The organism is Corallococcus sp. AB038B, assembly GCF_003668955.1.
Lineage (GTDB): Bacteria > Myxococcota > Myxococcia > Myxococcales > Myxococcaceae > Corallococcus > Corallococcus exiguus.
Genome location: NZ_RAWO01000006.1, coordinates 102,154 through 127,557, shown reverse-complemented (window position 1 = coordinate 127,557; position 25,404 = coordinate 102,154). Strand labels below are relative to the sequence as shown.

Sequence of the window (25,404 nt, the reverse complement as noted above, 5' to 3'; positions counted from 1 at the left end):
GCGCGGCCAGCGCAACAACAAGTAGTCCTGGAAGCTACTGCCCCCCTCTCACACTGGAGGAGGGGGGCGGCTGGCTCCCTGCTCCCCCGGCTTCCAACGCGGGGAGCATCCGCTCCAGCCCCGGCGTCCCCTGCGACGCGGTGCGCAGCAGCGTCATCACCCCCTCGGCCTCGGCACCCGTGACGGGCACCGGCTGGACGGGGAACTCGGGGTAGCGGTCGGTCCTGAGGGGTAGCACGTCACTGGAGAGATAACCCGTGGAGTCGAAGCGCGCCCGCCACAGGACGCTGCGCTTGTCCCGGGGGTTCCAGTTCCCGCCGAACACGAAGTTGCCCAGCGAGTAGAGCACCGGCTTGCCCTGGTACAGCTCCATGGACTGGAGCACGTGCGGGTGGCTGCCCAGCACCCCCGCCGCCCCCGCGTCGATGGCCGCGTGCGCCAGCCGGACCTGGTACGGCTCCGGGGTGGTGTTGCCCTCGATGCCCCAGTGGAAGAAGGGCAGCACCAGGTCCGCCTGGGCCTTCGCCGCGGCGATGTCCTCGCGCAGCATCCGCTCCATCACCTCCACGTCGGAGAAGTGCCCAGCCACACCCGGCGTGGTGTCCGTGGCGTAGACCTCCCGGGGTTCGATGTTGCGCGTGCCCAGGAAGAAGTAGCCCAGGAACGCCACGCGCAGGCCCCCCACGGTGAGCACGGCCGGGCGGCGCGCCTCCGCCAGGGTCCGGCCGGCCCCGAAGTAGGGGATGCGCGCGGCCTCCAGGGAGGTGAGGGTGTCCAGCAGCCCCTGCGCGCCGTAGTCCATCAGGTGGTTGTTGGCCAGGCTCACCACGCCCACCCGGCCCGCGGTGAGCACGTTCACCAGCTCCGGCCGAGCGCGGAAGTTGAAGTTCTTGGGCAGCTTCACCGTGCTGTCCGTGTACGGGCACTCCAGGTTCACGACGAACAGGTCGCCGGAGTCAACGATGGGCATCACCTCGCGGAAGCCGTACGCGAACATCTCCTCGCGCGTCCTCCCCTTGGCCACCTGATCATCGAAGTACTCCTCGTAGTGGTAGCCCACCGTCACGTCGCCGCCCACCACCAGGGTCACCGGGCGGGCGGGGGCTGGAGGGGTCGGCTGGCCAGCGGGATGTCCGGTATCGGACCCGGCCGGAGGGGTGGAAGCGGCCTCGGGGGGCGGGGATTCCGTGGCCGCGGTGGGCTCCAGCCCCGGGGGAGGGGAGGCGGGCGTCACGGGGCGGGGATGGCAGGCGGAAAGCGACAGCAGGAGCAGCAGGGCGGCGTGGCGCATGGGCAAGGGGAAACTCTACCTTGCACGGGGAAACGCGCGACGCGTAGATTGCCGCGCGCCCATGGCCCGGGAAAAGGACAACATCGCTCTGTCCGATGAGCACAACACCCGCGGCATCGAGCTGGCGGACCGGGGCTGGCTGGACGAGGCCATCAAGGAGTTCAAGAAGGCCATCGACCTGGACCCCACGTCGGCGCACGCGCACGACAACCTGGCCACGGTCTACGCGGAGAAGAAGCAGTTCCGCGAGGCGCTGGGCGAGTACCTCACCGCGCTCAAGCTGGAGCCGGAGAGCGCCACCGCGCACTACAACCTGGCCTGCTTCCTCTCCACCCACGCCAGCGAGATGGCCGTGGAGGAGTACAAGGAAGCCATCGAGCTGGATCCGGAGTACCCGGACGCCCACTTGAACCTGGGGCTCACCTACGCGGACCAGGGGCGGGTGGAGGAGGCGATGCGGGAGCTGCAGGCCGCCATCGAGCTGGACCCGCAGGACGCCTTCCCCCGGCACGAGCTGGCGGCGCTGATGATGGACGAGGGGGACTACCGCTCCTCCATCACCCAGCTGAAGGAAGTGGTGCGGCTGGAGCCGGACAACTTCGAGGCGCAGCTGGACCTGGGCATCTGCTACGCCCAGAAGGGCTTCTACGCGGAAGCGGAGCGCGCCTACGAGCGCGCCCGGGCGCTCAACGCGGAAGACCTCCTGCTCAACTACAACCTGGCGGCGCTGTACGCGCTGTGGGGCCGTCCGAAGGACGCAGTCCAGTACCTGCAGAAGGCGCTGGCGGCGGACCGGCAGAAGGTCCTGGGGTGGCTGTCCGCGGACCCCATGTTCGACGTGCTCAAGGGCGATCCGGACTTCGAAGCCCTCTTCTGAGGGAATCACACATGGAATGGGTTTTCCTGGGGCTGGCGCTGCTGCTGGTCGTCGCGAACGGTTTCTTCGTGGCGACGGAGTTCGCCATCGTGAAGATCCGCGCCACGCGCCTGCAGTCCCTGGTGGACGAGGGCACGCCCGGCGCGTCCACGGCCCTCAAGATGGTCAGCGAGCTGGACGCGTACCTGTCCGCCACGCAGTTCGGCATCACGCTCGCGTCGCTGGGCCTGGGCTGGCTGGGTGAGCCCGCGTTCGAACACCTGCTGCACCCGGTGGTGGAGAAGGTGCTGCCGGAGGCGATGGCGGCGAAGTACGGCTCCACCGCGGCGGGCATCATTGGCTTCAGCATCATCACGTTCCTGCACATCGTGATGGGGGAGCTGGCGCCCAAGAGCGTCGCCATCCAGCGCGCGGAGCAGACGACGCTCGCGGTGGCGCTGCCCATGCGCGCGTTCTACTTCCTCTTCTACCCGGCCATCCGGCTGCTCAACTGGCTGGCGGGGCTGGTGCTCAAGGCCTTCGGCCTGCACTCCGCCAGTGAGTCGCACGAGGCGACGAACGAGGACGAGCTGCGCGTCATCCTGCACAGCTCCGCGCAGGCCGGCGCCATCACCACGGCGCGGGCGGAGCTGCTGGAGCGCGCGCTGGAGATGGCGCAGAAGACGGCGCGGCAGGTGATGGTTCCCCGCAACCAGATGCGCTACCTGGACGTGGAGGAGGCGCTGGACCGGAACGTCATCGACGCGCGGGCGTCCGGGCACACGTGGCTGCCGGTGTGCCGGGGCAACCTCGACGAGGTCGAGGGCGTGGTGAACGTGAAGGACCTGTTCTTCCTCCTGTCGCGCGGCGAGCTGCGCAGCCTGTCGCAGGTGCAGCGCCCGGTGCTCTTCATCCCGGAGAACGCGACGCTGGAGCAGTTGCTGACGGAGTTCCGCCGCCGGCGCCGGCAGATCGCCATGGTGGTGGACGAGCACGGCGGCACGTCCGGGCTCGTGACCATCGCGGACGTGGTGGCGGAGGTGGTGGGCGACGTGGCGGAGCTGGGCCGGCGCGTGGAGGAGGTCCGGGCGCTGCCAGGAGGCCGCTTCGAGCTGCCCGGCACCGCGCAGCTGGACGACCTGGAGGCCCAGCTGGACGTCACCTTCGACCTGAGCGACGACGAGAAGGGCGAGGTGACGACCATCGCCGGCTACCTGATGACGAAGCTGGGCCGGGTGCCGGAGAAGGGCGACAGCCTCAAGCTCGACATGTGGCGCATCCTCGTGGAGGAGGTGGACGGCCCCCGCGTGGTGCGCGTCACGGTGGAGCCGCAGTCGCGCCCCACGGCGGTGCCCAAGGACGGCAGCCGCCCCGCGGAGCCGCCCGTGCCCTCCGGCGAGACGGGGTGAAGCGCTAGCTCTTGGTGGGCTTCACGGCCTTCTTCTTCGCGCCGCCCTGGATGGCCGCCGGCTTCACCTTGGCGTTCGGCCGGTCCACCTTGAGCAGCTCCAGGTTCGTCTCTCCGTCCGTGGTCAGCTTCACGATGCCCACGTCCGGCGCGAACCACATGAAGCTCTCCATGGAGCGCCCCTCCGAGCCGGGGCGGCTGGCGCGGGCCGTGGTGATGTTCTTGATCTTCAGCGCCTTGAAGGTGCCCGCCGCGACGGTGACCTCCTCCTCGCCCACCACCGTGGCCTCCTTGTCGAAGGTCGTGGCGATGATGGGGCGCAGGCCGCCCTTCCTGGCCGGCGGCTGCAGCTTCACCGACAGGCTGTTCTTCCAGGTGCCCCCGAGGACCATCACGGACGGCGCCGGCACGGCCGCGCCCTCCGCGTTGACGACTTGAACGTCCATGCCGGACGCGGACAGGAGCGTGCCCTCCAGGCCGCCCAGGCCCGTGCGGACGCCTTCGGAGTCGCAGGTCAGGTCCGTCTGGCCGCTGCGCCCCTTGAGGCTCACCGCCAGCGTGGCCTTCACCGTCCCGTCCGCGGCAGGGGCCACGTCCTTCGTCGCCAGCACCAGCTCCGACGAGCGGCCCGCCCGGTAGGTCAGCGACAGGCCTTCCTCCATGGGAAACCAGGGGTTCGGACAGGGGGCCGGCGCCGCCGCCACGACCATGTCAGACCGGGGTGCTACCTGGGACGTCGGGGACGCACCGACGAGGAGCGACATGGCGAGCAAGGGCTGAAACGTAGGACGCCTCCAGAAAGATCAAGAGGAAGGTAGGGTGGGTCGGTTGCTTTGCAAGGGTGGTGCAAGGCAGCTCGCACACCGGCCTGTAGCACTGCACATAGGGTCATGCGTGGCATGGTCACGCTTGATCCGGGGCGGGGTGCGTTGGTACTCCTGCCAAACGCTGCGGAGCCGATTTTCCGGCCCCGCGCGCGTTTTCACCCCGTCTCACCGTCGGCCTGTAGGGAGCCCGCTGGCATGCGAATCAAGCGCCTGGACATCACCGGCTTCAAGTCGTTCATGGAGCGGAGCGTCTTCTCCTTCGACGAGGGCGTCACCGGGGTCGTCGGCCCCAATGGGTGTGGCAAATCCAACGTCGTGGACGCCATCCGCTGGGTGATGGGCGAGCAGAGCGCGAAGAACCTGCGCGGCCGCGGCATGGAAGACGTCATCTTCAACGGCTCGGAGAACAAGCCGCCCCTGTCCATGGCGGAGGTGTCGCTCACCTTCCTCGTGGACGACACGGACACGCTGGCGCCGCAGTACCAGGGCTTCAGTGAGATCACCGTGACGCGGCGCCTGTTCCGCAACGGCGACTCCGAGTACCTCATCAACAAGACCCTCTGCCGCCTGCTGGACATCACCGAGCTGTTCCTCGGCACGGGCGTGGGCACCAAGGCCTACTCCATCATCGAGCAGGGCCGCGTGGGCCTCATCGTCTCCAGCAAGCCGGAGGACCGCCGGCACCTGCTGGAGGAGGCCGCGGGCGTCACCAAGTACAAGGCCCGCCGCAAGGCCGCCGAGCGCAAGATGGAGGCCACCGAGGCCAACCTCCTGCGCGTCAACGACATCACGGGCGAGCTGGAGAAGCGGCTCGACACGCTGTCGCGCCAGGCGAAGAAGGCGGAGAAGTACCGCAAGCTCAAGGGGCGCATGCGGGAGATTGATTTGCACTCCACCAGCCACCGCTCGCTGGAGCTGATGGCGGAGAAGCGCGTGCTCCAGTCGCGCCTGGAGAACCTGGGCGGCGAGGAGCGCGAGGGCCTGGACAAGGTGAAGGAGCTGGAGGAGGTCATCACCCGGCGCCGCGCGGAGCTGGACGCGGAAGGGGCGGCCCTCCAGCAGTACGCCGGAGAGGTGCACGCGCTGGAGAGCGCCCTGCAGCGCGAGGCGCAGGAGCTGTCCTACGGCCGCCGCGACTTCGAGGAAACCGGCACGCGCGTGGAGTCCGCGCAGGCGGAGCTGGACGCGCTGCTCGCGCGGCAGGCCGAGGTCGTGCGGACCATGACGGCCCGCGAGTCGGAGCTGTCGGGCATCGCCGGCTCGTACAAGGAAGACGAAGTGGCCATGGCGGTGGCCCTGGAGGAGCAGCGCCGCGTCTCCGTGCTCCAGACGGAAATCTCCCTGCGCCTGGAGCAGGAGCGGGCCGGGCTGGTCGCCGTGGCCACGCGCCTGGCGAACCACGAGAGCAACCTGGTGAACCTCGCGCGTCAGCGCACGGACCTGGAGGCGCGCCGCGCGAAGCTGGGCGGTGAGCTGGAGGCCCTGCGCGTCCAGGAGCAGGAACTGGACACCGTGCGCACCCAGGCGGCCAGGCACGTGGAGGACACGCGCCACCTGGCCTCCGAATTGGCCGAGCGCCGGGGCCAGGAAGAAGAGGCCCTCACCCGCACGCGCGAGGCCTTCACGGAGAACGAGGTCCAGGTCATCGCGCTGCGCGAGGAGCTGAGCGACAAGCGCAGCCGCCTGTCCTCCCTGGAGGACATCCAGAAGAACTACGACGGCTTCGACCGGGGCGTGCGCGCCGTCATGGTTCGCGCCGCGGAGGCCGCTCGCGAGCAGGGCATCTTCGGCCTGGTGGCGGACGTCCTCACGGTGAATTCGGCGCGCTACGAGCGCGCGGTGGAGGCCGCCCTGGGCGAGCGGCTCCAGCACGTCATCGTGGACAGCCGCGAGAAGGGCGTGGAGCTGGTGGAGTACCTGAAGGGCCACGCCGAAGGGCGCGGCACCTTCCTGCCGCTGCCCTCCGGCGAGCAGGCCCGGGCCTACGTGGAGCCGGACCTCTCGCGCCCGGGCGTCCTGGCGCACGCGCTCAAGGAAGTGTCCTGCGAGCCCGCGCTGGAGCCGGTGCTCAAGCTGCTCCTGGGTGACGTGGTCATCGTCCAGGACCTGGCCGCCGCGAGCGAGTACGCGGAAACCACCCCCGTGCCCGTCACGCTCGTCACGCTGGACGGCGAGGTGTTCCGCGCGGACGGCTCCATCACCGGCGGTGAGCGCGAGGGCGCGGCGGTGGGCGCGCTCCAGAAGAAGCGCGAAATCGCCGAGCTGGCCACCGAAGTGGCCCGGGTGGAGGAGCGCTACAACGAGATTCTGACCCGCCACTACACGCTCCAGAAGCAGATGGGGCAGGCGGAGGCCGTCCTCAAGGGCCTGGGCAAGGAGCAGCACGCGGAGGAGGTCAACCTGGCCAGCCAGGAGAAGGACCTCCACAAGGCGAGCGAGGACCTGGCCCGGGTGCGCGAGCGGCTGCGCTCGCTGGAGGGCGAGGAGGGCCAGCTGTCTCAGAGCCACACCGCGCTCGCCAACGAGGAGGAGTCCAGCCGCGGCGAGGTGGCCCACGGCCAGGCGGACCGCGAGGCTCGCGAGGAGCGCGTGCGCCAGTACGCCGGGGAACTGGAGGGGCTGCGCCAGCGCGCGGACACCGCGTCCTCGGACCTGATGGGCCTGCGCGTGAAGGTGGCCGCCGGCAGCGAGCGCGGTGAGTCCGCGCGCAAGGAGCTGGAGAGCCTGGTGGCGCAGCGCCGGGACATGGAGTCGCGCGTCAGCCGCCTGCAGGCCACGGTGACGGATGGCCGCACCAAGGTGGAGCAGCTGCAGAGCCGGCTCGCGGAGCTGGAGTCCACCAAGGAGCAGCGGGCGGAGGAGCACCGCGTGGGCGCGGAGGCCCTGGAGGCCCGCCGCACCGCGCACACCACCGCCACCACGGAAGTGCGCGAGCAGGACACCTCCTTCCGCGAGCTGCGCGGCCGGTTGGATGAGCTCATGCAGGGCCTGTCGCAAATCACCCTGCGCGAGAAGGAGATTGGCCTGGAGCTGGAGCACCTGGCCGCCGGCATCCGCGAGCGCTACCAGCTGGAGCTGGCCACGGAGCTGCACAACTACCACCTGCTGGCGCCGCTCTCGCCGGAAGTGGAGAGCGAGCTCAAGGACCTGCGCGCGCAGGTGGAGAAGATGGGGGAGATCAACCTCACCGCCATCGACGAGCACGCGGAGCTGTCCAAGCGCTTCGAGTTCCTCTCCACCCAGCGTCAGGACCTCCTGGCGTCCATCAGCCAGCTGAAGGAAGCCATCGTCCGCATCGACGCGACGAGCCGCGAGCGCTTCAAGCAGACCTTCGACGTGGTGAACGACAAGTTCCAGGCCATCTTCCCGCGCTTGTTCGGCGGTGGCCGCGCCAGCCTCATCCTCACGCAGGAGGGCCCCAACGGTGAGCCGGGCGTGGAGATTGTCGCCCAGCCGCCGGGCAAGAAGCTCCAGAGCGTCAACCTGCTCTCCGGTGGCGAGAAGGCCCTCACCGCCGTGGCGCTCATCTTCGGCATCTTCCTCATCAAGCCCACCCCCTTCTGCCTCCTGGACGAGGTCGACGCCCCGCTGGATGAGGGCAACGTGGGCCGCTACAACGACATGGTGAAGGAGATGAGCAGCCAGTCGCAGTTCATCCTCATCACCCACAACAAGCGCACCATGGAGATCGCCGACACGCTCTACGGCGTCACCATGGAGGAGCCCGGCATCTCCAAGCTCGTCAGCGTGAAGATGCGCGAGGCCTCCGCGCACAACGACGACAAGGTCCCCGCCGCGTCTTGAGGGCGCGGGGCGGGGCAGGGCAGAGCGCTGAAAAGAAGACGGGCGCCCCGGAGAAGTTCTTCCGGAGCGCCCGTTGTCATTTCAGCGACTCAACCGCGAAGGGACTACTTCTTCTTCGCCGGCGCGTAGCTCTTCTTCGGGCAGGCGCCCTGGTCCGCGGCCAGACGCTGCTGGGCGGCGGAGAGGTCCTTCTGGGTGTTGGCCAGGGCCTCCTGGCTGGCGGTCTCCACCGGGGCCCAGTCTTCCTTCTGGGCCTTGAGCTGCTGCACCAGCGTCAGGGTCGTCTGGTCCACCGTCTCCTGCGCCTTGAGCGCGTCCACCCACTTGCCGGCGGAGTCCACCAGCGCCTGGCACTTGGAGGCCAGCTCGTCGAAGAGCCTGTAGTCCTTCGTCTTGGTGTACTTCTGCACGACGGCGTCATACGTGTCCGCCGCGTTGGTGCGCGCGCCGAAGGCGATGGCGGACGCGGCGGCCGTCTGGGTGCGCGCCAGCTCCAGCTGGAAGAAGCGCAGCTCCGGCGGCATGGTCGCGGAGGCGTCCACCGGGGCCTGCGAGTTGAAGAACACGAAGCGGAACGGGAACTTCAGCTCACCCGTCGTCGTCGCGGGCATGGCGGCGATCTTCGCCTGCATGCAGGACGCGAGCTGGTCGCCTTCCGTGCTGCCGGAGGGCTTGAAGACGACCTCCGTCGGGTTGGGCTGACCCTTCACGATGTGGATGTCGGCGGCCAGCACCGGCGGCGTGGACGCCTTGAAGCCGGCGAAGCAGTCACACCAGCTCTTCTGCGCCAGGCGCACCGTGCCGGAGAAGTCCGAGCCCTCGTTGATGCCCATGGTGACGGAGGGGTTGTTGGCGGTGGCGTGGTCGTACTCGTACGAGGCCTCCACCGGCTTCGCGTCCGCCGCCAGCGCCGCGGGCTTCACGTGCGTGTCCAGCACCTGCTGGATGCAGGCCGTGCCGGCCGGGGTGAGGTTCTCACCGGTGACGGCGTGCGTGGCGCCCTGCGCGTTGACGGTGGACTTCACCATCACCTTGGTGCTGGCCGCGGGGCCGCGGTTGGCGGGGTCCACCAGGCACTCCAGCACGTCCGGACGGACGCTCAGGAGCGCGCCCACGAGGACACCCTCGTTGGCGGGGGTGGGCAGGGTCTGCTCGTGCGGGAAGCAGGTCGCCAGGTCGAACGGGGGCTGGTTGGTGATGCGCAGCCGCTCTTCCTTGGTCATCTGCTTCTGACCTTCGGGGGCTTCGGTCTTCTGCTGGCCGGCACAGGCGGCGGTGAGGATGACGGAGGCGACGGCGAGACGCTTCAGCATGGTGAGGCTTTCTCCCGGTTGGGGTGTTTGGGACTGCGGTCGGGCGCTCACTTCTCCAGGCCCTCGGCGTTCTTGAGGTCCTTGAGGCGGAGCCCGTTCTTCTTCAACAGGCGGTAGAGGCTCTGCATGGACAGGCCGGTGCGCTGCTCCGCGGCCTTCATGTCGAAGGCCACCTCGCGCATCACTTCCGCGAAGTACAGCCGCTCGAAGTCCGCGAGCACCCGGTCCTTCGCTTCGTGGTACGGCATGCCGGTGACGATGGCGGCCACGTTGGTGGCGGGCTCCGTGCCTTCCGTGAGCTTGGGCGCGTGCGCCAGGAAGTCCAGCCAGCTGGTGTTGCCCGTCTCCTGCATCAGCGCGCCGCGCTCCAGCACGTTGCGCAGCTCGCGCACGTTGCCCGGCCAGTCGTAACCCTCGAAGAGGGCCAGCGTCTGCGGCGTCAATTCCAGCGCGGCCTTCATGCCGCGCGACAGGGCCTGCGACAGCGTGGGGATGTCGTCGCGGCGGGTGCGCAGGGGCGGCAGCTTCACGCGCGCCACCGCGAGCCGGAAGTAGAGGTCCGCGCGGAAGCGGCCCTGGCGCACGTCCTCCTCCAGGTTGCGGTGCGTGGAGGCGATGACGCGCACGTCCACCGCCACCGGCTGCCCGTCCAGCGACGGCACCTCGCGCGTCTCCAGCACGCGCAACAGCTTGCCCTGCACGGACATGGGCAGCTCGCCCACCTCGTCCAGGAAGAGGGTGCCTCCGCGAGCCGCCTCGAAGATGCCGCGCGCGCCCTTGTCCTCGTTCTCCCCGGCGCGCAGCCCGCCGAACAGCTCGCGCTCCGCCTTCTCCTCGGAGATGAGGTTGCAGTCCACGACCTTGAAGGCGCCGTGGCGGCGCAGCGAGTGCTGGTGCACCGCCCGCGCGGCCAGCTCCTTGCCCGTGCCCGTCTCACCCTCGACGAGCAGGTTCATGTCCTCGCGAGCGATGCGGCGCAGCTCCGTGAAGACCCAGCGCATCTTCTCCGAGCTGCCCACGAGCTGCCCGAAGGACTCCGCGCCGGCGACCTCCACCTCCGTCGCGCGGGCGGCCACCTTCACCACCAGCTTCGTCTTGCCCAGCTCCACCTTGTCGCCGCTGGCGACGAAGGCCTGGATGATGCGGCGCCCGTCCAGGAACGTGCCGTTGCGGCTGCCGGTGTCGCGCAGCAGCAGCCCCTGCGGCAGCCGCTCCACCTCCAGGTGACGGCGGCTCACCGTCGGGTCGCTCAGCACCAGGTCGCCCGCGGCGTCGGAGCCCGCGCGCACCAGCGAGTCCCGCGTGGTGACCTTCTTGCCCTTGTCCGGACCGCCCACCACCTCCACCGTCCACTCGTGAAGGGGGACGCGAGTGGCCTGGGCCTCGCGCTCCGCGTGGACGGTTTCGGTGACATCCGGTCTGTCAATCATGGTCACGGACCCCTGGTCGCAACGGGGCGTGGGGGCAAAAACACCCCTCGTCGCCCTCAATCCCGCCTCTTTAGGGGGGACTGCACACAGGGGGCAAGCGGAACAAGTAGACGCGGAAACGTCCGTTGAAGATGAAGACAGAAGGGGCCCGGCCGCCCCAACCAGGGACGTCGGGCCTGCCCTCCGGATTTCCCCCCGCCTCAGTACTTCGAGGGTGCGTCGCTCGCGGGGAACGACTCCTTGGACTGCTCGTCCACTTCGTCGTCGCCGGGGCTTCCGCCGGAGCGCACGCTCGCGTTGGTGGGGCCCTTCACCTCGCGCGTCGGCACCTCCGCGTTCGTCCTGCGCTTCGTGCTCTTGGGCTCCGCGCCCGACGTGGCCGCACGGCCCGTGCCGGCCTGCGCGTTCACCATGCGCGTGCCCAGCAGGTTCTTGGCGCGCTCGGCCAGGTTGCGCTGCTCGTCCTGCCAGTCGCGGAAGAGCTGCGCCAGCTCCTGGTCCCCCGCGGCCTCCGCGTCGCGCAGGTACTGCGCGCTCACCGACGCGCCCTTGAGCAGGTGGTAGAGCGTGCTGATGAGGTCGTGGTGTTCATCCCGGGTCCCCGTGACTTCCTGTCCGCCCGCCATGGTGTTCCTCCCGTGAAGGGGTGAATGCCTTGACGGAGAAGGTAGGCACGGGGAACGCGGGTGGCGTCCGGGCACGGGGCCCGGCCGCCTGGCTGCTCAAGCGTGGAGCATGGGGTCCAGCTTGCCCTCGCGGTCGAGCGCGGCCATGTCGGAGTAGCCGCCCACGTGCGTGTCGCCGATGAAGATCTGCGGCACGGTGCGCTGACCGCCGCTCATCTCCACCAGCTTCGTGCGGGCGTCGTCGTCTCCGGTGACGTCCACCTCTTCGTAGGCCACGCCCTTGCGCTTGAGCAGGTCCTTCGCGCGCACGCAAAAGCCACAGTAGGTCGTCGTGTAGATCTTCACGGGCTTCATGGAATTCCTCCTGGCTCTCTTGATGCCAAACCTAAGGGGCCGTTGCACGGGTGGCCACGGGCCTTCCCTTGTGCCTGGTCCCTTGAAAACACGACGGCCCCCGGAACCCTGGTGGGCGCCGGAGGCCATCAAGTCCATCCCCTGGACTGCTTGGGGACGGGTGGGGCGACTACATGCCCATGCCGCCCATACCGCCCATGCCACCCATCCCGCCCATGCCACCACCGCCGCCGCCGCCCTTGTCGTCGTCCGCCTTCGGGCGCTCGGCGACCATGGCCTCCGTGGTGAGCATCAGCGAGGCGACCGACGCCGCGTTCTGCAGCGCGGTGCGGCTCACCTTGGCCGGGTCGATGACGCCCGCGGCCAGCAGGTCCTCGTAGACGCCCGTGGCGGCGTTGAAGCCGAAGGGACCCGTGCCCTCCTTGACCTTGTTCACCACCACGCTGCCCTCCAGGCCGCCGTTGCCGACGATCTGACGCAGCGGCTCCTCGACGGAGCGACGGATGATGTCCACGCCGGACTTCTCACCGTCGGCGACCTTCAGGGTCTCCAGGGCCTTGAGGCAGCGGATGTACGCCACGCCGCCGCCAGGAACGACGCCCTCTTCCACGGCCGCGCGGGTCGCGTTGAGCGCGTCTTCCACGCGGGCCTTCTTCTCCTTCATCTCCGTCTCGGTCGCGGCGCCCACGTTGATGACGGCCACGCCGCCCACGAGCTTCGCGAGGCGCTCCTGGAGCTTCTCACGGTCGTAGTCGCTGGAGGTCTCCTCGACCTGGGCGCGGATCTGCTTCACGCGCGCCTCGATCTCCGACTGGCTGCCCGCGCCGTCGACGACCGTGGTGTTGTCCTTGTCGATGGTGACGCGCTTCGCGCGGCCCAGGTCCTGGAGCGTCAGCGTGTCCAGCTTGATGCCCAGGTCCTCGGCGATCATCCGGCCGCCGGTGAGGACCGCGATGTCCTCCAGCATGGCCTTGCGGCGGTCGCCGAAGCCCGGCGCCTTCACCGCCGCCACGTTCAGCACGCCGCGGATCTTGTTCACCACCAGGGTGGCCAGGGCCTCGCCCTCGACCTCCTCGGCGATGATCAGCAGGGGCTTACCGGCGCGCGCCACCTGCTCCAGGATGGGGAGCAGGTCCTTCATCGACGAGATCTTCTTCTCGTGGATGAGGATGAGGGGGTCGTTCAGCACGACCTCCATGCGCTCCGGATCCGTCACGAAGTACGGGGACAGGTAGCCGCGGTCGAACTGCATGCCCTCGACGACGTCCAGGGTGGTGTCCAGGCCCTTGGCCTCTTCCACCGTGATGACGCCCTCCTTGCCGACCTTCTCCATCGCGTCCGCGATGATCTGGCCGATGGTGGTGTCACCGTTCGCGGAGATGGTGCCAACCTGGGCGATCTCCTTGTTGCCCTTGGTCGGCTTCGCCAGCGTCTTCAGTTCGGCGATGATGGCGGCGACGGCCTTGTCGATGCCGCGCTTGATGTCCATCGGGTTGTGGCCCGCGGCGACCAGCTTCGCGCCCTCGCGGAAGATGGCCTGCGCCAGCACGGTGGCCGTGGTGGTGCCGTCACCCGCGACGTCAGACGTCTTGGAGGCAACCTCCTTGACCATCTGGGCGCCCATGTTCTCGAACTTGTTCTCCAGTTCGATTTCCTTCGCCACCGTCACGCCGTCCTTCGTGATGGTGGGGGAGCCGAAGCTCTTCTCGATGACGACGTTGCGGCCCTTGGGCCCCAGGGTCACCTTGACCGCGTCGGCCAGGATGTTCACGCCGCGCAGGATGGCGTCACGCGCGCGCACTTCGAAAATGATGTCCTTCGCCATGGTCTGAATCCTCTAGAAGTTGTGAGTGGGAAGACGAACGGCGGGCTTCACTTCTCGATGATGCCCAGCACGTCCTCTTCGCGGAGGATCAGGTGATCCTCGCCGTCCAGCTTGATCTCCGTGCCCGCGTACTTGGAGAAGAGGATGGTGTCGCCGGCCTTGATGTCCATGGCGCGCACCTTGCCGTCCTCCAGCACCTTGCCGTTACCGACGGCGACGACCTTGCCCTCGAGCGGCTTCTCCTTCGCCGTATCGGGGATGAAGAGGCCGCCCTTGGTCTTGTTCTCCTCGGCGACGCGCTTGATGATGAGCCGATCCTGCAGGGGACGAATCTTCATGGCTTGCTCCTGTGAATCGCGGCTGCCGGAGGCGGACGGAAGGTCCGGACCGGGATGCCGCAGGGGTGATTGAAAAGGTCCTGTGGGCCCCGGCGTTGGCACTCGCACCCGCTGAGTGCTAACGCCCAGGCGCGGCGGATAATAACCAGGGACTTCACCTCGTCAAGCGACGTCGGGACATCTGTCCGGATGCCGCTAAACTCCCGTCCTGATTGGGCTTTTCCGAAAAACATTCCCGCTTGTCGCACCTGCCCGCAAGGCCGTGTGGGGTGTCCGGACGTTGGCACTCGCCCCGGACGAGTGCCAGCGTAAGTGCTTGATAAGACTTGGGTCTGTTTTGCTAACGCCTTGCGACATGGCTACGCTTGTCGGAAGCGTGTCCTGGAAGGTCCGGGCGCTGGCCCGGAGGCCTTTCAGGCTTCATCCGGGAGGTGTGCTCGATGAGCGGACTGGTGACGTCCTCTTCCTCGCTGAAGGAGTTCTTCCGGGAACTCCTCTTGGAGGTCGCGGCCCGGCAGCGGGTGGCGCTGGGCGAGTCCACCGAGTTCTACCTGGTGAACCTGCTGGCGGAGTTCGCGGCCACGGACAAGCTGTTCAGCCGTGACGCGGAGGGCCGGCGGGACCACGAGCCGCTGGCGGAGCTGTACCACCGCTCGCTGCAGCAGGAGCGCGAGGAGCGCATCCGCACGCTGCGGCGGCTGGGCGACGTGTCGCTCTACAAGGTCGGCTTCTTCTCCGGCGCGCTGCAGCAGGGGATGGTGGGCCCGGACTACTACATCCAGATGGGCGGCGCGGCCTACGGGCAGGTGGCGGAGCTGGTGCCCGCAGGCGGCTTCACCGGCGTGTACCGCGAGCTGTGCGACAAGTTCCGCTCGCTCGCGGAGGTGCTGGAGGAGATCAGCGCGCGCGGCCTGGTGAGCGCGGGGCCCGCGGGTGCGCTGCGCGTCTACGAGTCCTGGGTGCGCACGGGCAACGACAAGCTGGAGCGCGTGCTGGTGGACGCGGGCTGGATCCCGCGCAAGGGGCCACTTGCCAACTGACGACGGGGACTTCCCGCTCGTGGGGCGCCTCCAGGCCCACCTGGAGGCCATCTACGGCTTCCGGTGCGAGGCCCGCGCGGAGGCCTTCGTGGTCGTGGACGCGGAGGTCGCCGCGCTCCTGGGTGGCACCGGACGCGCGCCGGAGGAGCTGCTGGTGCTGGAGGCCCGGGGCGAACTGGAGGTGGCGCTCTACCTGGACCCCGGCCTGCGCGAGCGCATGGAGCGCTACTCGAGCAGCTCCCTGGGCGCCGTGCTGGAGGGCGACCTGGACGGCTACTGCCAGGTGACCGAAGGGGTCAGCCACTTCCTCTACGTCGCGCACACGGCGCACTACGAGCGCACGGTGTCGCTGCTGGAGCTGGAGGCCCAGGCGGAGGTGGACAAGTTCGTCGTGTGCCTCATGCACCGCTGGGGCGAAGGCGTGGCCGGGTGGGCGCGGGAGCTGTTGGGGCGCCTCTTCGACCAGGTCGCGTACCAGCCCCTGCTGTCCGTGGAGGAGCGCTGGCGCTACGAGGAGGCGAACCGGCTGTCCCGGCGCTTCTGCGCGCGGCTCATGGGGCACGTCCTGAGCCGGCGGTTGGACCGGCTCCTCGGCGACCTGCGTTATGCCTACCGGTTGGGAGCGGAGGCCAAGCTGCGCCACTTCGCGCACGGCGGTTGAGGGTCCCGGCCGCCGCCTGCATCGGGTAGGGTGGAGGCATGCCGCGCGAGGCGTCCTCAGGAGGCATTGTCATCCGCTTCCAGGACGGAGCCTGGGAGGTCGCCGTCATCCGTCCGCACGGGCGTCACCTGTGGGCGCTGCCCAAGGGCCACGTGGACCCCGGCGAGACGCCGGAGCAGACCGCGCGGCGCGAGGTGAAGGAGGAGACGGGCCTCACCGCCGTGGCGCTGCTCGCGCCCCTGGGGGAGATCCGCTACGTCTACCAGTTCCGGGGGCAGCGCATCTTCAAGCGCGTCCACTTCTTCCTCTTCCGCTACGAGGCCGGAGAGCTGGGGCCGCTGCCGGGGCCGCGCGTGGAGGTGGACGAGGTGCGCTGGATGCCGCTCGAGGGGCTGATTCCGGCGCTGGGCTACAAGGGTGAGAAGGCCGTCGCCGGCCGGGCGCTGCGGTGGATGCGCGCCCAGGGCCTGGCGCCCGGGGCTCCTCCCCCCATGGAGGGGAAGGAGCCGGGGTAGGGCGGAAGGCTACTTCTTGCCTTCTTCGCCCACGTACTTGCCGGACAGCGCCTCGCGCACGTCGCGGTCGAACTTCACGCGCTGGGTGGCGACCTCGCGCAGGGCGAGCACGGGCGGCTTGTTCTTCGAGGTCTCGATGATGGGCCGGGCGCCGGCCATCAGCTGGCGCGCGCGCTTGGCGCCCAGGAGCACCAGCGCGAACCGGTTGTCCACGTAGGGAAGGCAGTCTTCAACGGTAACGCGGGCCATGGAACATCCTTCTTGGCTCTGACTGAGCCGGTGGAAGCCTCTCAACCTAAAGAGCGGGTTCGGATCAGTCAAGGAAGGATGGCGGGCCCGAAGCTCCGCCGGGTGCCTGGCCGGGCACCGCCTCCCCGCCCGCCCTCCACCTCCTGCCGTGTGCTCGGCAGCCGACCCTCCCACACGGAAGGTGTTGGCTGACGTACGCTTCATTCTCAGCCTCCGGAATTTGAGAGCGAAGGCCGCAACGGATCAGAACGGGCGCGTTTCTACGAGTAGGGAATGGGATGCCAGAGTGGGTCCAAATCACCCCGTCGCCGGCCGGTTTCCGGGGTGGCGGGTGGGTGGGAGGAGTTCCGCATGAGCGCAGGAGCGTCGTCTGGCGCCGGCCGTGTCCGGCGGGTTGCGGAGGGCTGGCCGTGGTGAGTGGGCCGGTGCTCGTCACGGGGCCCACGGGCAACGTGGGGCGTGCGGTGGTGCGCGCGCTCCTGGCCGAAGGGGTGGCGGTGCGCGCGGCGGTGAAGTCGCCGGAGCACACGGTGTCGCTGCTCAAGGAGATGGACGGGGAAGTGATGCCGACGCCGCTGGACTTCCTGCGGCCGGAGACGTTCCTCCCCGCGCTGGAGAACGTGCGGGGCGTGTTCCTGATGCATCCGCCGGCCATCGCCCATGCGGAAGAGACGCTCAACGCGTTCATCGACGCGGCCGCCACGCAGGGCGTGAAGCAGGTGGTGTTCCTGTCCATGGCGGGCGCGGAGACGCGCGCGTGGGCGCCGCACCACGCGGTGGAGGAGCACCTGATGCGCTCCAACGTCGGGTGGACGCTGCTGCGCCCGGCGTTCTTCGCGCAGAACCTGGGAGACGCGTACCGCGAAGACATCCGCCAGGACGGCCGGCTCTACATGCCCGCGGGCCACGGCAAGGTGGCCTTCGTGGACGTGCGCGACGTGGGTGAGGTGGCGGCGCGGGCTCTCCTGGACACGTCGCTGCGCAACCGCGCCTTCACGCTCACCGGCCTGGAGGCGGTGTCCTTCGAGGAGGTGGCGTCCGTGCTGTCGGAGGTGCTGGGCCGGCCCATCCGGTACGTGCCCGCGTCGGTGCCCGGCTACGTGCTCCACCTGCACCAGCGCCAGCTGTCATGGGGCCATCTGGGAATGCAGACGCTGATGCACGTGGGGCTTCGCTTCGGGAAGGCGGAGCAGGTGGACCCCACGCTCACCTACCTGCTGGGCCGTCCCACGCGCACGGTGCGCCAGTACATCGAGGACCACGCGCCGCTCTGGCGCTGAGGCCGCTCTGGCGCGCTCAGACGTACCAGAGCGCCCAGGCGATGAGCACGACCTGGAGCGGCAGCCGCGCCCAGAGCATGCCCCGAGGAATCTTCCGGAACTGCTCCGGGTGCTGGGCCATGTAGATGTTCGCGGGGAACACCGCCACGAACAGCGCGACCAGTCCCCAGGCCGCGAGCCGCGTGGTGGCGGGCACCAGCAGGAAGATGCCCAGCAGCACCTCCGCCACGCCGCTCAGCAGCACCAGCTCCCGGGGCCGGGGCAGGTACGGCGGCATGATGCGCATGTACATGCGGGGCTTGAGGAAGTGGTTCACCCCCGCCACGACCATGAACAGCGCGAGCACGTACTGCAGGATGGTTTTCACTTCCATGGGTGGTGGGGCTCCTCGCGCGGCATCGAAGCCCGCGCGAGGCGTCTGAGTCCACGCCTACTTTCCGGCGAACGCCTCTGAGACGATGGCGCGCGCCTCCTGGACGATGGCGTCCAGGTGCGCCTGGTCGCGGAAGCTCTCCGCGTAGATTTTGTACACATCCTCCGTGCCGGACGGACGCGCGGCGAACCAGCCGTTCTCCGACGTCACCTTGAGGCCGCCCAGGTCCGCGTTGTTGCCCGGCGCGCGCGTGAGGCGCTGGAGGATGGGCTCGCCCGCGAGCGTCGTGGCCTTCACCGCCTCCGGCGACAGCTTCTTCAGCGCGGCCTTCTGCGCGGACGTGGCTGGCTGGTCGATGCGCGTGTACAGCGGCGCGCCGAACTTCTTCGCCAGCTCCTGGTAGTGCTCGCCGGGGTCCTTGCCGGTGCGCGCGAGGATTTCCGCCGCGAGCAGGTCCAGGATGATGCCGTCCTTGTCCGTGGTCCACACGGTGCCGTCCTTGCGCAGGAAGGACGCGCCCGCGCTCTCCTCGCCGCCGAAGCCCAGCGAGCCGTCCAGGAGCCCGTCCACGAACCACTTGAAGCCCACCGGCACCTCCACCACGCGGCGGCCCAGGTCCTTGCCCACGCGGTCGATGAGGCTGCTGCTCACCAGCGTCTTGCCCACCGCCGCGTCCGCCTTCCAGCCCGGGCGGTTGCGGAAGAGGTAGTTGATGGCGACCGCCAGGAAGTGGTTCGGGTTCATCAACCCCATGCTGCGGGTGACGATGCCGTGGCGGTCGGAGTCCGTGTCGTTGCCGAACGCGAGCGCGTACTGGTCCTTGAGCTTCACCAGATTCGCCATCGCGTACGGCGACGAGCAGTCCATGCGGATCTTCCCGTCATGGTCGGCGGGCATGAAGCCGAAGGTGGGGTCCACGGTGGGGTTCACCACCGTGAGGTCCAGGCCGTACTTCCGAGCGATCGGCTCCCAGTACTGGAGGTTGGAGCCGCCCAGCGGATCCGCGCCCAGCTTCAGCTTCGCGCCCCGGATGACGTCCAGGTCCACCACGTTCGCCAGGTCCGCCACGTACGGGGTGATGAAGTCATACGGCTTCACCGTGGCGCTCGCGCGCGCCTTCTCGTAGGGGACGCGCTGCACGCCCTTGTTGCCCGAGGCCATCAGTTCGTTGGCGCGCTTCTCCACCAGCGACGTGACATTGGTGTCGGCGGGGCCGCCGTTGGGCGGGTTGTACTTGATGCCGCCGTCCTCAGGCGGGTTGTGGGACGGGGTGATGACGATGCCGTCCGCGAGCCCGCTCGTGCGGCCCCGGTTGTACGTGAGGATGGCGTGGGAGATGACCGGCGTGGGCGTGGCGCCGTCCGTGTAGCGGACCTCCACGCCGTGGGCGGCCAGCACCTCCAGCGTGGTGCGCTGGGCGGGCTCGGAGAGGGCGTGCGTGTCCATGCCCAGGAAGAGCGGGCCGTCATAGCCCTGCTGCTTGCGGTACTCGCACAGGGCCTGTGCCACCGCGAGGATGTGCGCCTCGTTGAAGCTCCGGCGCGCGGCGCTCCCGCGGTGACCGGAGGTGCCGAAGGCCACACGCTGCTCGGCCACGGACGCGTCGGGCGTGTCGTCGTAGTACTGCGCGCGCAGCTTCTCGGGATTGATCAGCAGGTCGCGCGAAAGGGGCTTGCCAGCGGAAGGGTGGGCCATGTCGAGGCAACCCTAGCCGCGCGCGCTCTGGGAGGGGAGCCCAAGTCGTGGCCCTGTCGCGCGCCTCACCCGTCTTGACGCGCTCCGTCCAGTAGCGGGCGGGGCGCGGGCTGTCGGGACGGGGACGCGTGTCCGGAAGCTGTCAGCGCGCCACGGCGACGGAGGCCGCGGAAGACGACGCGGGCGGGACGGATTCGGGCGCGGGGGGCTCGTCCTCCTTCGGCTGGGCGGCGTTCTCCGGCAGGAACGTCAGCAGCACCAGCGCGGGGATGGCCGCCGCGGCGGTGAAGGCGAAGAAGGTGGGCCAGCCCATCCACGTGGCCAGGTAGCCGGACACGGAGCCGATGAGCCGGTTGGCGATGGTGCCCAGCGCGGACAAGAGCGCGTACTGCGTGGCGCTGAAGCTCTTGTGGCACAGCGACATGATGAAGGCCGCGAACGCCGTGACGCCCAGGCCCGTGCACACGTTGTCCACGGCGATGGTGCCCGCGAGCATCAGGTCGTTCTTGCCCACCAGTGCCAGCGCCATGAAGGCCAGGTTGGTGAGGCCCTGCGCGGCGCCGAAGATGAAGAGCGCGCGGCGCATGCTGAGCTTCACCATCAGCACGCCGCCCAGCAGGCCGCCGCCGATGGTGGCCACCATGCCCAGCGTCTTGCTGAGCGCGCCAATCTCCGTGTTGGAGAAACCGAGCTCGATGTAGAAGGGCGTCACCATGCTGGCGGCGATGGCGTCCCCCAGCTTGTAGAGCACCAGGAACGCGAGCACCCCCAGCGCGTACTCGCGGCGGAAGTAGTCCACGAAGGGCCGCACCACCGCGTCCGCCAGGTTGCGCGGAGGCCGCACGCTCTGGGGCTCCGGGGCCAGCAGCGTGGCCACCACGCCCACGCCCATGAGCACGCCCATCACGTAGTAAGTCTGGGACCAGCCCAGGTGGTCCGACAGGATGAACGCGAGCCCGCCCGCCACGAGCATGCCCAGCCGGTAGCCGGTGACGTACAGCGAGTTGCCCAGCCCGCGCTCCTCCAGGGTGAGGATGTCCGTGCGCCACGCGTCCGCGACGATGTCCTGGCTGGCGGACAGGAACGTCACCACCACCGCCATGCACGCCATGGCGATGGGCGTGTCCTTGGGGTTCACCAGGCCCATTGCGGCGATGGCGCCCATGAGCAGCACCTGCGTGAGCAGCATCCAGCCGCGCCGCCGGCCCAGGAAGGGCAGGGTGTAGCGGTCCATCAGCGGCGCCCACAGCACCTTGAAGGTGTAGGGCAGCGCCACCAGGCTGAAGATGCCAATCGTCTTGAGATTGACCCCCTCGTTCTTCATCCACGCGGACAGCGTGACGCCGGTCAGCCACAGGGGGAGGCCGGACGCGAAGCCGACGGCCATCAGGAGCCAGACGCGCCGGCTCTTCAAGACGGTGAGAAGCGAGGAGTTGGGCATGGGGGCGCGGGAAACCGCCGCCAGCATAGAGAATCCACCCCGCGCGTCACCTTCCAACGGCCAGGGACTGTCCGCCCGGCTGCTGTCCGGCCCTAAGCCCGGGCGGCCTCTTCAGGGCTTCGGGTCCAGCGCGGACACGTCCGGGCAGGTGCGGCGGTCGCCCTCGGTGGGGGTGATGAAGTCCCAGTTGCGCTGCATGAAGGTGATGCGCGTCCGAGCGTCCCAGCACTCCGTGTACTGCGCGCCCTTCGCGTCCCCGTCCAGGATGTTGAGGACCAGCACGCCCCGGCCATCCGGCGTCCAGCGCGCCAGGATGTCCAGCGTCTCCAGGAGCCCGCCTGGAATCAGGTCCGTGTTCGGCAACCGGAACGCCATCTCCCCCAGGCCCTCGGGCGTCTGACGCGACGCATAGCGGGTGTTCGGGGTCGCGGCGCCGGCGCCGGTGAAGAGCAGCTCCACGCGCGTGGGCAGCGCCTTCGTCTGGTAGTCGATGTCCAGCCGGTCCAAGGACTTCGCGTCGCCCGTGTCGAAGCCGTGCGCACGGGACGCCTTGAGGTCCAACGCGAGCGTGCCCGTCCCCTTGCGGATGCCGCCGTCCGCCTTGAAGGTGCCGGGCAGGTAGGTCCACCACGCGTCCTCGCCACCGCCCTGCGGACGGAACTGGAGGAGGTACGCGAAGGAGGCGCCCTGGCGCTCCATCACGAAGCGCAGCTCGTGGCCCGGGTGGTCGTCGGAAGGGAAGGGACCCCAGATGCGCTGGTCGGTTTCGCGCGTGGTGGGCGGGGCGTTGCGGAACAGCTCCAGCAGGGAGAGCAGGCCGTCCACGCTGGTGTTGAACTGCGTGCCCGCCTGGTAGGCCTGAAGGGCGAGGGACGACGTGCCGCCCAGCACCTGCGACGCGTTCAGCCGTTGGGCGCGGGTGCCCAGGCTCTGGCCGGCGCGGGCGGAGTCCGGGAGCTTCGCGGCCAGGTCCTCGCGCTGGGGCAGGGCGTTCTGGAACTCCAGGTCGTCGTTGGAGAAGTCGCCGCCGCACGCGACCGCGAGGAGACAGGGGAGGGCCAGGGCAAAGGTTCGCATCACGTGCTCCCTCATGGCTGGTACGTGAGGAGCGCGGCGAGTTCCCAGAACCCCAGGGAGCGCTGCGCATCGACGGTGTATTGGAGGTACTGCAAGCGGCTGCGCGCGGTGAGGTTCAGCTTGCGCGTGAGCTGGAATCTCGCGCCCGTCGCCAGGCCCGGTGACACCATGGCGAAGCGTTGATCCGGGAATGCCGCGTCATCGAATTTGCGGCCCATGATGAGGTACGCGACGCGCACGCCCACGAAGGGGGCGAAGCGGCCCACGGGCCATTCGGCGGTGAGGCTGGTGCCCACGTTCACCACGGAGTAGCGGTACGCCGGGCCCGCGAGCGTGGGCAGTGACAGCACGCCGTTCGTGCCGCCCACCGCCGCGTCGAAGCCCCAGACCCAGTCGCGGCGGAAGTAGTCGTGCAGCTCGGCCTCCGCGCCGAAGAGAGGCACGGAGAGGAAGAGGGACTGGCGCGTCTGGGGGTCGAAGAAGGACTGGAAGCCGCCGGTGAGGCCGAACGCCCACCACGCGCCCTTGTTCAGCATCGCCCCCTTCACGGGGTCGTCGGAGAAGGGCGCGTCCTTGAAGCGCGGCTCCTGCAGGATGGTCGTGCGTCCGCGAGCGACCTCCACTTCTCCGATGCGCAGCCGGTCACTGAGCCGGCGCTTCACGCGGTAGGTGCCGGGGGCCAGGGCCACGCGACGCTCGGTGTCCACGGCCTTGTCCAGCTCCGCGACCACCAGGCCTGCCGGATCCACGAAGTAGTAGGAGCCCGCGGGGGCATTGCCGGGGACGACCAGTCCTTCGGCGCTCGCGCGCAGGTCGGTGAGGACCAGGTCTCCGTTGCCCGCCAGGTCGTAGCTGAACGTGGGGTGCTGGGGGCCCGCGCTGCTGTCGGCTGTGTCCGCGACGGTGCGTGCGTAGGCGTGCGAATACGCTTCGAAGAGCGTCACGCGTCCGTCGCCGCTGCGGTCCGCGTCTCCCAGAAGGCCGCTGGCCAGGTGATGGGAGAAGTAGCTGCCACCGAGCGCGTCCGACTCCTGCGAGTCCTCGTCCGCGGCGCTGGAGGTGAGGATGACGACGCCCCGCGCATCGCGTGCCGCGCCGGACTCCACGTCGAAGGCCGGGGCCTTGCGCGCGCCCTTGGTGCGGGTGAGCGCACCGGAGCGGCAGGAGTCGAGGATGGCGATGCGGATGTCCACGGGCGCGTCGGCCAGCCGGCGCTTGAGCGCGTCGAAGGCGAGCCGCGAATCACCCAGCCGCAGCGCGCCGTCCTTCGCATGGCCGGAGTAGTAGACGAACAGCGCGGTGCGCTCACCGCGAGCCTGGGCCGCGCGGGCCCGTTGCTCCAGTTCCGACAGCGCGACGAGGAAGTCCTTCGCGTCGTCGTCGAGAAGGAGCTTCGCGTCGGCCGGGGACACGCCGCCCAGCCGCGTGAGCAGGTCGTGCATCTTGCGCGCATCGTCGCGCGCGTAGCTCAAGGGCCGCGTGTCCGCTCCGCCCGTGTCGTTGCCCGCGATGAGCGCGAAGCGGTGCAGCGTGTCCGCATGCGCGGCGGTGGAGGCCAGCACCAGCGCGGGAATCGACGCCCGCATCGCCGAGCCCAGGGCCCGTGCCCAGGCCGCCACGGGAGCGAGCACCTGTTTCACGGGGCCGTCGCTCATGGCTTCAGCAAAATCCACTGCGTCTGCGCGCCCGCCACGTCCAGCGGGGCCATGCGGGTGACGTCCCGGCCCGCCGCGACGAAGGACTTCCGGGCCGCGTCGCTCAGCGTATCCATGGACACGGGCGCGTCCGTCAGCACCAGCACCACGCGCTCCGCACCCGCGCCGGTGAACTCCACGCTCTCTGGCAGCCAGTGCTGCTCCTCGCCCGGCTCTACCGCGAGGCTGTCCCCGGACTCCGGATACAGCGGCGTCACCTCGCCCTGCGCATCCACTGACAGTGCCGCCACGTATCGGAACGCGTCCGCCGTGTAGCCCAGCCGCACGCGCTCACCGGGCTGCAACGTCTCCGGCGCCTCCGTGCCCGCCACCCGCTGCGGATCCACGCCCCCACCGATTCGCAGCTCCGCGCCCGCGCCGCCCTTGATGCGGTTGCCCGTGACTGGCGGTTGGACCGGATCCGTCCTCCCGCCGGTCTCCAGCAGCGGACGCGCCAACACCAGCACCACCACGGACGCCGCCACCGCCATCAGCGGCCGGACCCACTGCGAGCGCGTCGCCGGCTCGCTTGAAGCCTGCCTCGCGCGAGCCCGCTCCACTCCGGCCTCGAAACTTTCGAAGGGCACCTCCGCCTCGAACGCGGCCTGCGCATCCGCGAAGGACCTCAGCGTCGCTCCACACGCCTCGCACGCCTCCGCATGCTCCCGGACACGGTTCGCCTCCTGGGTGGGCAGCTCACCGGCGTGCAGACGGCGCAATGTCCAGTTCGACTCGTGCGCGCTCATCGGACGCTCAGCTCCTCTCCACCCAGCTCCGCGAATTGCTCCAGCCGCTTGCGCACCGTGGGCACCGAACGCCCCAGCACCGCGGCCACCTCTTCCAGCGTCATCCCATCCACGTGGTAGTGGATCGCCGCCGCCTGCGTCTCCGCGTCCACCCGGGCCAGCAGCTTGCGCACCAGGTCGCGCGTCTCCATCGCCTCCGCGCCGCCATGGCCCTCGGAACGGGCCGCTTCGTCCCGCGCGAACCACTTCCGCCACGCCGCCCCTTCCGAGCGCAGCTGGTTGAGGCAGTGGTGCGTGGCGATCTTCATCAACCACGTCAGCGGAGACGCCTCCGCGCGGAACGACTCCCCGTGCACGAGCGCGCGGGCGAAGACGTCATGCATCGCGTCCTCCGCCCGGCTCGCGTCCTTCAACAGGTAGCGGCAGCGCTCACGCACGCTGCCGCCGTACTTCACATACAGCTCGCGCAGGACGGCCCGCCGGTCCTCGTTGGGACGGGGAGGCACCACCTTCAGGGCCAGCGGGGTCGGTCCGGTCACGCGCGGCGCAAGCCTACCGCGA

At 69.5% G+C, this 25,404-nt stretch carries 23 protein-coding genes; 7 read left to right on the top strand and 16 right to left on the bottom strand.

What is annotated here, in order from left to right; all coding sequences use genetic code 11:
* Positions 1-34: 34 nt before the first annotated feature.
* Entirely contained in the window at positions 35-1,291 is a 1,257-nt protein-coding gene (locus D7Y04_RS24085; protein WP_121760823.1) for a CapA family protein, read from the bottom strand.
* A gap of 61 nt (positions 1,292-1,352) precedes the next feature.
* On the opposite strand from D7Y04_RS24085, the gene D7Y04_RS24080 reads away from it, so the two are divergent.
* Positions 1,353-2,168 carry a lipopolysaccharide assembly protein LapB gene (locus D7Y04_RS24080; protein WP_120564113.1) on the top strand — a complete coding sequence of 272 codons (816 nt, stop codon included), beginning with the start codon at positions 1,353-1,355 and terminating at the stop codon, positions 2,166-2,168.
* 11 nt (positions 2,169-2,179) lie between these two features.
* On the top strand, positions 2,180-3,556 hold the full coding sequence (locus D7Y04_RS24075; protein WP_121760822.1) for a hemolysin family protein: 1,377 nt from the start codon (positions 2,180-2,182) through the stop codon (positions 3,554-3,556).
* A gap of 4 nt (positions 3,557-3,560) precedes the next feature.
* Here the strand turns inward: D7Y04_RS24075 and D7Y04_RS24070 are convergent, their stop codons facing one another.
* Positions 3,561-4,217 carry a hypothetical protein gene (locus D7Y04_RS24070; RefSeq protein WP_233596786.1) on the bottom strand — a complete coding sequence of 219 codons (657 nt, stop codon included), beginning with the start codon at positions 4,215-4,217 and terminating at the stop codon, positions 3,561-3,563.
* Between the two features lie 360 nt (positions 4,218-4,577).
* Here D7Y04_RS24070 and smc point away from each other — a divergent pair, with 360 nt between their 5' ends.
* Positions 4,578-8,186: a chromosome segregation protein SMC gene (gene smc / locus D7Y04_RS24065; protein ID WP_121760821.1), complete on the top strand. Its 3,609-nt coding sequence runs from the start codon at positions 4,578-4,580 to the stop codon at positions 8,184-8,186.
* Positions 8,187-8,290: 104 nt separating this feature from the next.
* Here smc and D7Y04_RS24060 read toward each other — a convergent pair whose 3' ends face one another.
* The 6 genes from D7Y04_RS24060 to groES form a co-directional block, all read right to left on the bottom strand.
* Entirely contained in the window at positions 8,291-9,499 is a 1,209-nt protein-coding gene (locus D7Y04_RS24060; RefSeq protein ID WP_121760820.1) for a hypothetical protein, read from the bottom strand.
* Positions 9,500-9,546: 47 nt separating this feature from the next.
* A complete protein-coding gene (locus tag D7Y04_RS24055) occupies positions 9,547-10,929 on the bottom strand; it encodes a sigma 54-interacting transcriptional regulator (RefSeq protein ID WP_120576023.1) in 1,383 nt (460 codons plus the stop codon).
* Between the two features lie 200 nt (positions 10,930-11,129).
* On the bottom strand, positions 11,130-11,555 hold the full coding sequence (locus D7Y04_RS24050) for a hypothetical protein (protein WP_120576022.1): 426 nt from the start codon (positions 11,553-11,555) through the stop codon (positions 11,130-11,132).
* Positions 11,556-11,651: 96 nt separating this feature from the next.
* Positions 11,652-11,909 carry a glutaredoxin 3 gene (grxC, locus tag D7Y04_RS24045; RefSeq protein ID WP_120564118.1) on the bottom strand — a complete coding sequence of 86 codons (258 nt, stop codon included), beginning with the start codon at positions 11,907-11,909 and terminating at the stop codon, positions 11,652-11,654.
* A gap of 169 nt (positions 11,910-12,078) precedes the next feature.
* A complete protein-coding gene (groL, locus tag D7Y04_RS24040) occupies positions 12,079-13,734 on the bottom strand; it encodes a chaperonin GroEL (protein WP_121760819.1) in 1,656 nt (551 codons plus the stop codon).
* 47 nt (positions 13,735-13,781) lie between these two features.
* Positions 13,782-14,072, bottom strand: coding sequence for a co-chaperone GroES (gene groES / locus D7Y04_RS24035; protein WP_120600169.1), 291 nt, complete (start codon positions 14,070-14,072; stop codon positions 13,782-13,784).
* 440 nt (positions 14,073-14,512) lie between these two features.
* Between groES and D7Y04_RS24030 the strand changes: the two genes are divergently transcribed.
* From D7Y04_RS24030 to D7Y04_RS24020, 3 genes are read left to right on the top strand one after another with little or no spacing between them, the layout of a single operon-like run.
* Positions 14,513-15,112, top strand: coding sequence for a hypothetical protein (locus tag D7Y04_RS24030; protein WP_121760818.1), 600 nt, complete (start codon positions 14,513-14,515; stop codon positions 15,110-15,112).
* A complete protein-coding gene (locus D7Y04_RS24025; protein WP_121760817.1) occupies positions 15,102-15,773 on the top strand; it encodes a hypothetical protein in 672 nt (223 codons plus the stop codon). Before D7Y04_RS24030 ends, D7Y04_RS24025 begins: the two co-directional genes overlap by 11 nt.
* Positions 15,774-15,811: 38 nt before the next feature.
* Positions 15,812-16,288: an NUDIX hydrolase gene (locus D7Y04_RS24020; protein ID WP_120576018.1), complete on the top strand. Its 477-nt coding sequence runs from the start codon at positions 15,812-15,814 to the stop codon at positions 16,286-16,288.
* A gap of 9 nt (positions 16,289-16,297) precedes the next feature.
* On the opposite strand, the gene rpoZ is transcribed toward D7Y04_RS24020, so the two are convergent.
* A complete protein-coding gene (rpoZ, locus tag D7Y04_RS24015) occupies positions 16,298-16,537 on the bottom strand; it encodes a DNA-directed RNA polymerase subunit omega (RefSeq protein WP_120576017.1) in 240 nt (79 codons plus the stop codon).
* Positions 16,538-16,947: 410 nt separating this feature from the next.
* Between rpoZ and D7Y04_RS24010 the strand changes: the two genes are divergently transcribed.
* The gene (locus D7Y04_RS24010; protein WP_199749724.1) at positions 16,948-17,817 is read left to right on the top strand and encodes an SDR family oxidoreductase; all 870 of its coding nucleotides are present in this window, start codon (positions 16,948-16,950) and stop codon (positions 17,815-17,817) included.
* Positions 17,818-17,833: 16 nt separating this feature from the next.
* Here the strand turns inward: D7Y04_RS24010 and D7Y04_RS24005 are convergent, their stop codons facing one another.
* The 7 genes from D7Y04_RS24005 to D7Y04_RS23975 form a co-directional block, all read right to left on the bottom strand.
* A complete protein-coding gene (locus D7Y04_RS24005; protein ID WP_121760816.1) occupies positions 17,834-18,190 on the bottom strand; it encodes a DoxX family protein in 357 nt (118 codons plus the stop codon).
* Positions 18,191-18,247: 57 nt separating this feature from the next.
* Positions 18,248-19,885: a phosphoglucomutase (alpha-D-glucose-1,6-bisphosphate-dependent) gene (gene pgm, locus D7Y04_RS24000; protein ID WP_120594292.1), complete on the bottom strand. Its 1,638-nt coding sequence runs from the start codon at positions 19,883-19,885 to the stop codon at positions 18,248-18,250.
* A 142-nt stretch (positions 19,886-20,027) separates the two neighbouring features.
* Positions 20,028-21,326 carry an AmpG family muropeptide MFS transporter gene (locus tag D7Y04_RS23995; protein WP_120594299.1) on the bottom strand — a complete coding sequence of 433 codons (1,299 nt, stop codon included), beginning with the start codon at positions 21,324-21,326 and terminating at the stop codon, positions 20,028-20,030.
* Positions 21,327-21,437: 111 nt separating this feature from the next.
* Positions 21,438-22,403 carry a hypothetical protein gene (locus D7Y04_RS23990; RefSeq protein WP_121760815.1) on the bottom strand — a complete coding sequence of 322 codons (966 nt, stop codon included), beginning with the start codon at positions 22,401-22,403 and terminating at the stop codon, positions 21,438-21,440.
* Between the two features lie 11 nt (positions 22,404-22,414).
* Complete coding sequence (locus D7Y04_RS23985) at positions 22,415-24,058, bottom strand: caspase family protein (RefSeq protein ID WP_233601556.1); 1,644 nt, start codon at positions 24,056-24,058, stop codon at positions 22,415-22,417.
* A complete protein-coding gene (locus D7Y04_RS23980) occupies positions 24,055-24,843 on the bottom strand; it encodes a DUF4384 domain-containing protein (RefSeq protein ID WP_121760814.1) in 789 nt (262 codons plus the stop codon). The genes D7Y04_RS23985 and D7Y04_RS23980 overlap by 4 nt, the downstream gene beginning before the upstream one ends.
* Positions 24,840-25,382 (bottom strand): RNA polymerase sigma factor, encoded by a 543-nt coding sequence (locus tag D7Y04_RS23975; RefSeq protein WP_233596784.1) that lies wholly within the window; start codon positions 25,380-25,382, stop codon positions 24,840-24,842. The genes D7Y04_RS23980 and D7Y04_RS23975 overlap by 4 nt, the downstream gene beginning before the upstream one ends.
* Between the last annotated feature and the right edge of the window lie 22 nt (positions 25,383-25,404).

What these genes read in the sequence shown, in the direction of transcription:
- D7Y04_RS24085 (WP_121760823.1), bottom strand. Translation starts at nt 1,291, where the DNA reads ATGCGCCACGCCGCCCTGCTGCTCCTGCTGTCGCTTTCCGCCTGCCAT.
- D7Y04_RS24080 (WP_120564113.1), top strand. Translation starts at nt 1,353, where the DNA reads ATGGCCCGGGAAAAGGACAACATCGCTCTGTCCGATGAGCACAACACC.
- D7Y04_RS24075 (WP_121760822.1), top strand. Translation starts at nt 2,180, where the DNA reads ATGGAATGGGTTTTCCTGGGGCTGGCGCTGCTGCTGGTCGTCGCGAAC.
- D7Y04_RS24070 (WP_233596786.1), bottom strand. Translation starts at nt 4,217, where the DNA reads ATGGAGGAAGGCCTGTCGCTGACCTACCGGGCGGGCCGCTCGTCGGAG.
- smc (WP_121760821.1), top strand. Translation starts at nt 4,578, where the DNA reads ATGCGAATCAAGCGCCTGGACATCACCGGCTTCAAGTCGTTCATGGAG.
- D7Y04_RS24060 (WP_121760820.1), bottom strand. Translation starts at nt 9,499, where the DNA reads ATGCTGAAGCGTCTCGCCGTCGCCTCCGTCATCCTCACCGCCGCCTGT.
- D7Y04_RS24055 (WP_120576023.1), bottom strand. Translation starts at nt 10,929, where the DNA reads ATGATTGACAGACCGGATGTCACCGAAACCGTCCACGCGGAGCGCGAG.
- D7Y04_RS24050 (WP_120576022.1), bottom strand. Translation starts at nt 11,555, where the DNA reads ATGGCGGGCGGACAGGAAGTCACGGGGACCCGGGATGAACACCACGAC.
- grxC (WP_120564118.1), bottom strand. Translation starts at nt 11,909, where the DNA reads ATGAAGCCCGTGAAGATCTACACGACGACCTACTGTGGCTTTTGCGTG.
- groL (WP_121760819.1), bottom strand. Translation starts at nt 13,734, where the DNA reads ATGGCGAAGGACATCATTTTCGAAGTGCGCGCGCGTGACGCCATCCTG.
- groES (WP_120600169.1), bottom strand. Translation starts at nt 14,072, where the DNA reads ATGAAGATTCGTCCCCTGCAGGATCGGCTCATCATCAAGCGCGTCGCC.
- D7Y04_RS24030 (WP_121760818.1), top strand. Translation starts at nt 14,513, where the DNA reads ATGAGCGGACTGGTGACGTCCTCTTCCTCGCTGAAGGAGTTCTTCCGG.
- D7Y04_RS24020 (WP_120576018.1), top strand. Translation starts at nt 15,812, where the DNA reads ATGCCGCGCGAGGCGTCCTCAGGAGGCATTGTCATCCGCTTCCAGGAC.
- rpoZ (WP_120576017.1), bottom strand. Translation starts at nt 16,537, where the DNA reads ATGGCCCGCGTTACCGTTGAAGACTGCCTTCCCTACGTGGACAACCGG.
- D7Y04_RS24005 (WP_121760816.1), bottom strand. Translation starts at nt 18,190, where the DNA reads ATGGAAGTGAAAACCATCCTGCAGTACGTGCTCGCGCTGTTCATGGTC.
- pgm (WP_120594292.1), bottom strand. Translation starts at nt 19,885, where the DNA reads ATGGCCCACCCTTCCGCTGGCAAGCCCCTTTCGCGCGACCTGCTGATC.
- D7Y04_RS23995 (WP_120594299.1), bottom strand. Translation starts at nt 21,326, where the DNA reads ATGCCCAACTCCTCGCTTCTCACCGTCTTGAAGAGCCGGCGCGTCTGG.
- D7Y04_RS23990 (WP_121760815.1), bottom strand. Translation starts at nt 22,403, where the DNA reads ATGCGAACCTTTGCCCTGGCCCTCCCCTGTCTCCTCGCGGTCGCGTGC.
- D7Y04_RS23985 (WP_233601556.1), bottom strand. Translation starts at nt 24,058, where the DNA reads ATGAGCGACGGCCCCGTGAAACAGGTGCTCGCTCCCGTGGCGGCCTGG.
- D7Y04_RS23980 (WP_121760814.1), bottom strand. Translation starts at nt 24,843, where the DNA reads ATGAGCGCGCACGAGTCGAACTGGACATTGCGCCGTCTGCACGCCGGT.